Annotated in this window: 11 protein-coding genes; 4 read left to right on the forward strand and 7 right to left on the reverse strand. The window is 69.7% G+C overall.

What is annotated here, in order from left to right:
• From ACFWY6_RS40570 to ACFWY6_RS40590, 5 genes are all read right to left on the reverse strand, one after another.
• Positions 1-1028 (reverse strand): hemolysin family protein (locus ACFWY6_RS40570; RefSeq protein WP_384701433.1); only part of this gene is annotated, 1028 nt, incomplete at its 3' end.
• A 225-nt stretch (positions 1029-1253) separates the two neighbouring features.
• Positions 1254-1613, reverse strand: a complete 360-nt coding sequence (locus tag ACFWY6_RS40575; RefSeq protein ID WP_384701436.1) for a GNAT family N-acetyltransferase — start codon at positions 1611-1613, stop codon at positions 1254-1256.
• Entirely contained in the window at positions 1610-2800 is a 1191-nt protein-coding gene (locus ACFWY6_RS40580; RefSeq protein ID WP_384701439.1) for an acyltransferase family protein, read from the reverse strand. Before ACFWY6_RS40580 ends, ACFWY6_RS40575 begins: the two co-directional genes overlap by 4 nt.
• A 203-nt stretch (positions 2801-3003) precedes the next feature.
• Complete coding sequence (locus tag ACFWY6_RS40585; protein WP_384701442.1) at positions 3004-4026, reverse strand: hemolysin family protein; 1023 nt, start codon at positions 4024-4026, stop codon at positions 3004-3006.
• Positions 4023-5357 carry a hemolysin family protein gene (locus ACFWY6_RS40590; protein ID WP_384701445.1) on the reverse strand — a complete coding sequence of 445 codons (1335 nt, stop codon included), beginning with the start codon at positions 5355-5357 and terminating at the stop codon, positions 4023-4025. Before ACFWY6_RS40590 ends, ACFWY6_RS40585 begins: the two co-directional genes overlap by 4 nt.
• Positions 5358-5807: 450 nt before the next feature.
• On the opposite strand from ACFWY6_RS40590, the gene ACFWY6_RS40595 reads away from it, so the two are divergent.
• Both ACFWY6_RS40595 and ACFWY6_RS40600 read left to right on the forward strand, forming a co-directional pair.
• A complete protein-coding gene (locus ACFWY6_RS40595; protein WP_384701448.1) occupies positions 5808-6821 on the forward strand; it encodes a sporulation protein in 1014 nt (337 codons plus the stop codon).
• Between the two features lie 133 nt (positions 6822-6954).
• Positions 6955-7410 carry a tellurite resistance TerB family protein gene (locus ACFWY6_RS40600; RefSeq protein ID WP_384701450.1) on the forward strand — a complete coding sequence of 152 codons (456 nt, stop codon included), beginning with the start codon at positions 6955-6957 and terminating at the stop codon, positions 7408-7410.
• A 107-nt stretch (positions 7411-7517) separates the two neighbouring features.
• On the opposite strand, the gene ACFWY6_RS40605 is transcribed toward ACFWY6_RS40600, so the two are convergent.
• Both ACFWY6_RS40605 and ACFWY6_RS40610 read right to left on the reverse strand, forming a co-directional pair.
• The gene (locus tag ACFWY6_RS40605; RefSeq protein WP_384701453.1) at positions 7518-8456 is read right to left on the reverse strand and encodes a M56 family metallopeptidase; all 939 of its coding nucleotides are present in this window, start codon (positions 8454-8456) and stop codon (positions 7518-7520) included.
• A 6-nt stretch (positions 8457-8462) separates the two neighbouring features.
• Positions 8463-8852: a BlaI/MecI/CopY family transcriptional regulator gene (locus ACFWY6_RS40610; protein ID WP_384701456.1), complete on the reverse strand. Its 390-nt coding sequence runs from the start codon at positions 8850-8852 to the stop codon at positions 8463-8465.
• Positions 8853-9041: 189 nt separating this feature from the next.
• On the opposite strand from ACFWY6_RS40610, the gene ACFWY6_RS40615 reads away from it, so the two are divergent.
• Both ACFWY6_RS40615 and ACFWY6_RS40620 read left to right on the forward strand, forming a co-directional pair.
• Positions 9042-9308 carry a GlsB/YeaQ/YmgE family stress response membrane protein gene (locus ACFWY6_RS40615; RefSeq protein WP_384701459.1) on the forward strand — a complete coding sequence of 89 codons (267 nt, stop codon included), beginning with the start codon at positions 9042-9044 and terminating at the stop codon, positions 9306-9308.
• Positions 9309-9456: 148 nt separating this feature from the next.
• Positions 9457-9828: TerD family protein (locus ACFWY6_RS40620; protein ID WP_384701462.1), on the forward strand; the 372-nt coding region annotated here is incomplete at its 3' end.

The raw sequence follows: 9828 nt of genomic DNA on the forward strand, positions 1-9828 counted from the left end.
TCGTCGGCGATGTCGCCGACCAGTTCCTCGGCGATGTCCTCGTACGTGACGATGCCCGCCACGCCGCCGTGCTCGTCGAGGACGACGGCGAACTCATCGTCCCGCTCCCGCATCCGCGCGACCGCGTCCGGCAGTTCCAGGGTGTCGGGCAGCAGCAAGGGCCGCCGGGCGACCGATCCCGCCGTCGCGCTCGTCAAGGTCTCGGCGGGCAGCCGCATCAGCTCGCGGACACCAAGGACGCCACCGATGTCGTCAGGGTGGTCGCCGAGGACCGGGTAGTTGGAGTGGCCGTGCTTGGCGATCAGTTCGATCGTGTCGGCCGCGCTCGCGTCCTTGCGGACGAAGACGGCGTCGGCGCGCGGCACCATCACCTCGTCCAGGGTGCGCTCGGAGAACTCCAGGGCGTGGTCGAGGAGCGCGGCGGTGTCCTTGGGCAGTTCGCCCTGCTCGTGGGACTCTCCGATGAGGTGGCCGAGCTCCTCCAGGGTCGCGCCGTGGTGCAGTTCCTCTACGGGCTCGATGCCGGCGCGGCGCACCAGCTTGTTCGCGGCATTGTCGAAGATGCGCACGACGGGCCCGACGACCTTCAGATACGCGAGGGTTGAGGCGGCCAGTGACTTGGCGAGCCGCTCGGGCACGGCGAGTGCGAGGTTCTTCGGTGCCAGCTCGCCCAGGACCATCTGTACGACGGTGGCCAGCGTGAAGGCGAGGACGACGGAGATGCCGCTGACGGCGCCGTCGGGGACGCCGATCCCGTTCAGCACGGGCCTGAGCAGCGCGGACACGGACGGCTCGGCGATGAAGCCGACGACCAGGCCGGTGACGGTGATGCCGAGCTGTGCGCCCGACAGCATGAAGGACAACCGCTCCAGGACCTTCAGGGCGCGGGCGGCGCGCTTGTCCCCCGCTTCGGCCTCGCGCGCCAGGGCGAGACGGTCGGCGGAAACGTACGCGAATTCCTGGGCGACGAAATAGCCGGTACCCGCGGTCAGGACGAAGACGGCGAGCAGCCCGAGTGCGGCACTCAACTGACACCACCCCGCCGCGTGCCGCGATCAGCCAGCTCGTTCATGGTCTGGCGGGATGGTCGGGGACTGTGCCCCGGGGGGTCCGTCGGTCTGGCGGACAAGGCGCTGCTCCTCGTGATGTGTGTTTCGGGACAACGTGCACGGCCGGGTCCGGGTTCCCTGATTGCTCTCCGCCGCCCGCATGCCGTCTGCCACCCCGATGCGGCAGGCGGTCCGCACGTGGGCTCAGGGCGTCATGTGCGGGCATCGCACGCCGCTGGGCGGGAAGGCGATCTCCGTCTCGTCCTCTATGGCGGCGAAGAAGCGCCGCCCATCCGACGACTGCCGTGACGTGGACCAGGTATAGCCCGCGCAGGGGGCGAGGGCCGTGTGCAGGGCGTGCCGCCCGAGACCCTGGCCCTGCCAGGGGCCGGCGACGGCGATGCTGCCGATGTACCCGAGTCGGCACGGGTGGCAGACCTGATACTCGAGGCTGCCCACCGGCCGGTGACCGAGGTCCATCATGGTGACGGCCTGGCGGCCCGCCGGCAGCGTCTCGCTGACTCGCTCGAAATGGACGGCGGGCAGTCGGGCCGGGAGGCTCACCCGGCTCTCCCGGCCTGTCTGCGATGCTTGGTGTGGTCGGTCTTGGCGAGGGCGGCCGCGTCCCGTTTGAAGGCCCACTCCATCTTCGGCTCCATCGCGAAACGGAACATGCTCTGCACCGGTGGCGTACACAGCAGGGTAATCACTGCCCCGGCGACGAGGGTGACCGCGATCTCGCCGAGCGGTTGGTGCAGCCATTCGTAGTCGTACCAGTCACCGAAGCGGGAGCCCTTGGCCAGGAAGCCGTGCAGGAGATACCCGTAGAGCGTGCCGGCGCCCAGCGCCGTGAACCACAGCTTGCGGCCCGGAACCCAGGCGAAGAAGCAGGCCACAAGCACCAGCGAGCAGCCGAACATCGCCAGCGTCATCACGCCGCCCGCCCAGCCGGGCGCGGCCAATTCCTGGGCGCTGTCGCGGCGGTAGAACCAGGCCGCGTTCATCCGCTCAGCCGCCCAGTACGCGAAGAGCAGCGCCATCGCGAAGACCGGCAGGGCCAGGAGGCGTGCTTCCTTGCGGCGCACCATCGAGAAGTGCTCCGGCTTCAGGACGAGCCCGAGGACGAAGAAGGGCAGGAACTGCAGCACCCTCTGCAGATCGAGATCGTCGCCGATGTCCGGGGACACCGACGCCAGGACGGCGATGGCGAGCGCGATCGGCAGCGGCCAGCGCACGATCTTCCAGAGCGGGGTGGTCAGCCGCCAGATGAACAGCGCGCCCAGGAACCAGGTCAGGTACCAGGGGTCGAGCAGACTGATGGGGTGCGTCGGGTCGTCGTCCGCCCAGCGTTTGAAGAAGGTGTACGCGACCTCGAAGAGGACGTAGGGGACGGCGATCCCGGTGACCAGGCGCTTGATGCGGTTCGGGCTCGCGTCGAAGCTGCGGGAGAAGTAGCCAGAGATGACGATGAACGCCGGCATGTGGAAGGTGTAGACGGTGATGTACAGCGCGGCGGCGGCCCTGCTGTCACCCCGCAGCGGCTCCCACGCGTGCCCCATCGCCACCAGCACGATCGCCAGGTACTTGGCGTTGTCGAAGAACGCGTCCCGCTTCTTCGACGGCTTCCCCGCCCGCGCCTTTTCGCCGCCCGGATCCGCCCCACCGCCAGAAGCCTTCGCAGGGGCAGGAGTGGGCCTCTGCGGGGGAAGCGGCACTCCATGATGTCTCGTCGACCGCAGCGTGTCACTCAAGATGCCTCCCGCAGTGAACCCGAACCTGCGAAATCGCGTCTTACAGCGAATGCGGGTACCGCGCCGTCGCAGAACATTCCCCGCACCCTAGCCACGCATCTACAGACCTGTAAAACCCCACTGGTTACGAGCCTGCCCCATGCCGGGCCGCCCCGTGCGAGGGCGCGCACAGAACGGCTCGGCGGTCAGAAGCAGGCCGCCGGTCATCCTGCCGCTGGTGCCGGGCCGACCAGCTCCGACAGCACGTCCTCCATGGTGACGAAGCCGAGCACCGCGCCCGCCTCGCCGGTCACGGCGGCCAGGTGGCTGTCCATGGCCCGCAGCGCGGTGAGGGTGTCGTCCAGCGGGCTGTCGATCCGGACCCGGGTGACGGTGTGCAGGGCCGTGCGCGGGAAGGGCTCGTCCCGGTTGGCGGCGCCGAGGGTGTCCTTGATGTGCAGGTAGCCGAGCAGCGTGCCCTGCGGTCCGGTGACCGGGAAGCGGGAGAAGCCCGCTTCGGCGGCCACCCGTTCCAGCTGGGCCGGGGTGACGGTGTGCTCGACGGTGCGCATCTGGGCCGCCGGGACGAGGATCTCGCCGACCGGCCGGGTGCCCAGCTCCAGGGCGTCGCGCAGGCGTTCCCCGTCCGCCGCCGAGAGCAGCCCGGCCTGGCTGGAGTCGAGCACCATGCGGGCGAGCTGGTCGTCGGTGAAGACGGACTCGACCTCGTCCCTGGGCTCCACGCGCAGGAGCTTGAGGAGGACGTTCGCGAAGGCATTGATGCCGAAGACGAGCGGCTTGAGAGCCCGGGTCAGTGCCACCAACGGCGGGCCGAGGAGCAGCGCCGTCTGCGCGGGTGCGGCGAGCGCGATGTTCTTCGGGATCATCTCGCCGATCAGCATGTGCAGATACGTCGCCACGGTCAGGGCGATGACGAACGCGACCGGATGGATGAGCCCGTGCGGGACGTGCGTGGCCTCGAAGACGGGCTCCAGGAGGTGCGCGATGGCAGGTTCCGCGACTGCGCCCAGGACCAGCGAGGAGGCGGTGATGCCGAGCTGGGCTGTGGCCATCATCGCGGAGATGTGCTCGATGCCCCACAGCGTGATGCGGGCACGCCGGTCGCCCTCGGCGGCGCGCGGCTCGATCTGGCTGCGGCGCACGGAGATCAGGGCGAACTCGGCGCCGACGAAGAAGGCGTTGGTCAGCAGGGTCAGGGCGCCGATGACGAGCTGCAAGGTGGTCATCGGGACTCCTCCATCAACGGGCCGGACGTCGCGACCGGCTCGGTGATGCGCACACGGTCAGCACGGTGGTGGTCGATCTCCAGGACTTCCAGTTGCCAGCCGTCGAGGTCGACGGTGTCCCCCTTGGCGGGGATGCGGGAGAGGCGGGTGGCGACCAGACCGGCCACGGTCTCGTACGGCCCTTCGGGCGCCCGCAGTCCTATGCCGGTGAGCTGGTCGATGCGGACACCGCCGTCCGCCTCCCAGGTGGCGTGACCCTGCTCAGGTACGGAGGCCAGCAGCAGGTCGGGGGCCTCGACGGGGTCGTGCTCGTCGCGGACCTCGCCGACGACCTCCTCGACGATGTCCTCCACCGTCGCCACGCCCGCCGTGCCGCCGTACTCGTCGATGATCACCGCCATGGTGCGGGTGGCGCGCAGCCGCTCCAGGAGCCGGTCCGCGGTCAGGCTGTCGGGGACCAGCAGCGGCTCGGTGGCCAGCTGCGTGACCGGTGTGACGGCCCGCTTGTCCGGCTCCAGGGCGAGCACGTCACGGATGTGGACGGTGCCGATGACCTCGTCCAGGCTGTCCCGGTAGACGGGGAAGCGGGACAGACCGGTGGCGTGCGTGAGGTTCGCGGCGTCGGCCGCCGTGGCATGTGCCTCCAGGGCACGTACGTCGACCCGCGGCGTCATCACGTTCTCCGCGGTCAGCTCGCCCAGGTGCAGGGTGCGTACGAACAGCTCGGCGGAGTCGGCCTCGATCGCGCCCTCGGCGGCCGACCGCCGGGCGAGCGCGATGAGTTCCTCGGGGCTACGGGCGGAGGCCAGCTCCTCGGCGGGCTCCAGGCCGAAGCGGCGTACGGCACGGTTCGCGGTGTTGTTCAGGTGCCGGATGAAGGGGCCGAAAGCGGCGGTGAAGCCACGCTGCGGCCCGGCCACCACCTTCGCCACGGCCAGCGGCCGCGAGATCGCCCAGTTCTTCGGGACGAGCTCCCCGATGACCATCAGGACCACGGTGGAGACGACCACCCCGAGCACGCTCGCCACCGACGACGCGGTCGCGCCGAGCCCGATCGCCTCCAGCGGGCCCCGCAGCAGCGCCGCGAGCGACGGCTCGGCGAGCATGCCGATCACCAGCGAGGTGACGGTGATCCCGAGCTGGGCGCCGGACAGCTGGAAGGTCAGCTTCCGCACGGCCCGCAGAGCACCTGAGGCGCCCCGCTCCCCCGCCTCGACGGCCCGCTCCAGCTCACCGCGTTCGACCGTGGTCAAGGAGAACTCGGCCGCGACGAACACGGCGCAGGCCAGAGTGAGGAGCAGGGCAAGGAGCAGCAGCAGGATCTCGGTCACCGTGCCACCCCCGTTCCCTCACGCACTGGCTGCGGGCAGGGAATGGCACGGCTGATACTGGGAGGCTCACCCATCGCGGGTCTCTGGCTCCTTCTCGGACTCGGACGGAAAAACAGCTGGGTACAGAGGCAGGATTGCTTCTACACCCACTGTAAAGGAACCGCAAACTAAGCAACCCGCGCGTTCAAGGGCGGGAGGGATCCCGAGCGGGTGCCGGAGAAGCGGGCCGAAGCGCTGAGGTCGGCGCATGCGACTACTGGAGTACTCATCGCGCCACCGTTGCGGGCGTGACCAGGGCGTCAGCCCTGCGCCACCGCCGCGCCCGTTCCGGTCAACTGCCGGGCGGCCCGCCGCAGCCCGCACCCAGACAGTGTGATCCACCTCTATGCTTCTACAGCCTTGTAGACAAGGGTTTCTGATGAACGATCACGTGAAGGAGTGGACGCCGCGATGGTGTTCAAACGGCTGCTCGGCTCGCTCGGTGTGGGCGGCCCCACGGTCGACACGGTCCTCGATCCGGGTGCGGTCCGGCCCGGCGGCGACCTCAACGGGCAGGTCCACCTCAAGGGCGGCAGTGCCGGCTTCGACATCGAGCACATCTGCCTGGAGCTGGTGGCCCGGGCCGAGGCCGAGCACGAGGACGGGGAGAGCGAAAGCACCGTCGTCTTCGACCGGTTCACGGTGGGCGGCGGGTTCCGCCTCGCCGAAGACGAGGAGCGCAGCATCCCGTTCAGCGTGACGCTGCCATGGGAGACGCCGATCACCGAGCTGTACGGCCAGGGCCTCGGCGTCGTGCTCGGGGTACGCACGGAGCTGTCGGTGGCAGGCGGGAAGGACAAGGGCGACCTGGATCCGCTCGCGGTGCGCCCGCTGCCCGTGCAGGAGTCGATCCTTGAGGCCCTGGGACAGCTGGACTTCGGCTTCCGCTCCGCCGACCTGGAGTACGGACGCATCGGCGGCACCGGCCAACAGCTGCCGTTCTACCAGGAGATCGAGCTGACCCCGTCCCCGCAGTACGCCCACGCCGTCAACGAGATCGAGGTGACCTTCCTCGCGGGCCCCGGCGGCGTGGAGGTGGTCCTGGAGGCCGACAAGCGCGGCGGGTTCCTCGCCTCCGGCCATGACACGGTGACCAGCTTCACCGTCGGCCACGACGAGGCGGCGCGACCGGACTGGAACACGGTGGTCGACGGCTGGATCCGGCAGCTGGTCGAGCACCGCTCGCCCCACGGCTCCCACGCCTCGTACGGACACGACGATCCGTACGCCACGCAGCACGGTCACGGCGATCACCACCACGGGCACGAGGGCCACCACCGCTCGGGGCCCAGCATGGGCACCGTCGTCGCCGCGGGCGCGGCAGGGCTCGCGGTCGGGGTGGTCGGCGGCATGGTCGCGGCCGAAGTCGTCGACGAGGTCGGCGACTTCTTCGAAGGCGACGAGGAAGAGGCAGACGAGGAGTAGGCAGCGCATGAAACAGGAGAGGGAAGAGCTGAGGAGCCTGACCCCCTCCTGCTAATTTCTACGTTGCTGTAGAAGAATGCACCTGTCCGGACCCTTCAGCCCGGGCATACCCCTGACACCAGACGGAGTTCTCATGGGCCTGTGGGACCGCTTCAAGGAGTCCGCGTCGACGATGCAGACGCAGCTCAACTCCAAGAAGAACGACCTCAAGAGCGGCGCCTTCCGTGACGCCAGCATGGCGATGTGCGCGCTGGTTGCCGCCGCGGACGGCACCATCGACCCGGCCGAGCGGCGCAAGGTCGCCCAGCTCATCGCCACCAACGAGGTGCTGCAGAACTTCCCCGCCGACGACCTTCAGCGGCGCTTCGACGACAACTGCAACAAGCTCGCCGCCGACTTCGACTTCGGCAAGGTCAGCGTGCTGCAAGAGGTCGCCAAGGCCAAGAAGAAGCCCGCCGAGGCCCGCGCCGTCGTCCAGATCGGCATCGTCATCGGGGGCGCCGACGGCGACTTCGACAAGGACGAGCAGGCCGTCGTCCGCGAAGCCTGCTACGCCCTCGACCTGCCGCCGCACGAGTTCGACCTCTGATCACGGCCGCGCACCGGGCCCGCGCTCGCTCTGCTTGCGCGGGCCCGGTGCGGATGCCGTCGAAGTCTTAGCCGACCACCAGAGTCACGATGTGGCTCGCGGCGAGGTCAGAGCGGTGTCGCCGCGTGGAGGATGAGGACCATCGTGACCGCGGAGTTCGCGGACGACATCGCCGACACCAAGGTCCCCACGGCAGCCGACCACACCGCGAGCCCCACAGCGGTGAACACCGAGGGCGGCCGGCTGCGCACGGCCGGAGCCGGACCCAGCAGGGCCGCCACCCGACGCGGAACCGGCCCGGGAGCAGCGACGCCCGCGAGGGTGACGGCCGGAGTGCCCCGGGAGACCAGCGCGGCTTTGCCGATCGCGCACGCCACGGTCCTGCGGCTACCGACAAGCTGAGCCGCCTCTTCGTCCGCCCACCGTTCCGTCGTGTACGACACCGCCGTACGCAGCGGACGCAGGAAGGGGTTGGCGCGCGCCGCCAGTTGCACGGCCAGCAGGAACCGGTGGTGACGGGCCAGGAGGTGCGCGCGCTCATGGGCGAACAGGGCGCGGCGCTCAGCGGAGTCGAGGCAGGACAGCAGGGCCGTGGTGACGACCACCCGGTCCTGACCGCCGGCGCCCGGCAGCGCGTACGCATACGGCACGTCGTCGGGCAACACCGCCACGGACGTGCCGGGAAGACCGGCCAGTGCCCGATGCGCACGGCGGCGCACCCGGCCGTGCCGCCACAGCGTCATGCCGCACGCCACGACCACCGCCAGGAGCGCCGGGATGGCCACGCGTCCGGCCACCTCGTCATAGGGGACGGCCTCGCGCACCTCGGGGTCCGACCAGCCGTCCGGGAGCGGGTTGCCGGGCAGCTGCGCGGTTCCCACCACCATCAGCAGGCCCAGGCACACCGTGCTGCAGCCCGCCATGACCGCGGCGAGAGCCGTCAGCAGTCTGCTGGCAGTACGCGGATGCAGGTGCCGCTCGGCCAGCTTGGCGATCGGCCACGCCGTCAACGGCAACACCAGCGGCAGAAAGACGAACATCCCCATGTGGCTTCAGTCTTCGCTCTCCGCCGAGGGCTGTCGCAGCAGCTGCCGCAGGAGCTGTTCGTCATCCGGGCCCAGCGCGGTGACGAAGCTGGCGAGCACCGCCTCCCGGTCCCCCTCACCGTCCAGCACTTTGCGCATCTTCCGTGCCGCGAGACCTGCCTGATCCGAGGCGGGCGTCCAGACGAACGACCGTCCCGCGCGCTCGCGGGTCACCGCGCTCTTGGCGAGCAGTCGCGTCAGGATCGTGACCACGGTCGTGTAGGCGAGGTCCCCGCCGAGCCGCTCCTGCACCCATCCTGCGGTGGCCGGACCGTTCGCCTCACGCAGGACCGACAGGACCAGCCCCTCCAGCTCCCCCTGCCCCCGCCTTCGGGGACGCTGTCGGTGATCCGTCATGCCCTGTCTCCCTTCCACCGCCGCGTACTTCACGAGCGGTACATCGTATAGATGCCGGAGACCCGCCCCATCGCATCGACGTTCGCCGTACGACGCCCACTTCCGCGACTTCTACAGATGCGTAGAAGCTACGCTGCCCCGGCAGCCTTCTCCGCGCAACGGGGGAGACCAACGAAAGGGACAGGGCCCATGGGCATCATCGGGTGGATCATTCTCGGACTACTGGCCGGCGCGATAGCCAAGGCTGTGCTGCCCGGCCGCGATCCGGGTGGACTCATCGGCACGACACTCATCGGGGTCGCAGGTGCGTTTGTCGGGGGCTGGCTGTCGGCACGGTTCCTGGACCGGCCGGTGGAGCGGCAGTTCTTCGATCCCGCCACCTGGGGATCGGCCATCGCGGGAGCGCTTGTCCTGCTGATCGGATACCGCATCCTGTTCGGCAACTCGCGCGACTGACCGTCAGGCGGCACCCTCAACACGCCGCCATGCGTGGCTGATTCGGTACCACTACCGACCGCGCCGGACTTCCGCTATCTCTACAGTGCTGTAGTTCTTGGCGGGCTCGCGCTGCGGGTTCGAACCGCAGACACCGAGGAGGAGTGCAGTGGGAGTTTCCCTGGCCAAGGGTGGCAACGTCTCGCTCAGCAAGGAGGCCCCGGGCCTGACGGCCGTACTGGTCGGCCTGGGCTGGGACGTGCGGACCACCACCGGCACCGACTACGACCTCGACGCGTCCGCCCTGCTGGTGGACGAGTCCGGCAAGGTCCCCTCCAGCGGGCACTTCGTCTTCTACAACAACCTCAAGAGCCCGGACGGTTCGGTCGAGCACACCGGTGACAACCTCACCGGTGAGGGCGAGGGCGACGACGAGGTCGTCAAGGTGAACCTTGCGACCGTGCCCGCCGCGGACTCGCAGATCGTCTCACCGGTGGCGAGCGACGACGCCGCGCGCGGCGGCCAGAGCGTCGGCCCGGTC

The sequence above is a fragment of the Streptomyces sp. NPDC059037 genome, from assembly GCF_042740015.1.
Taxonomy (GTDB): Bacteria; Actinomycetota; Actinomycetes; order Streptomycetales; family Streptomycetaceae; genus Streptomyces.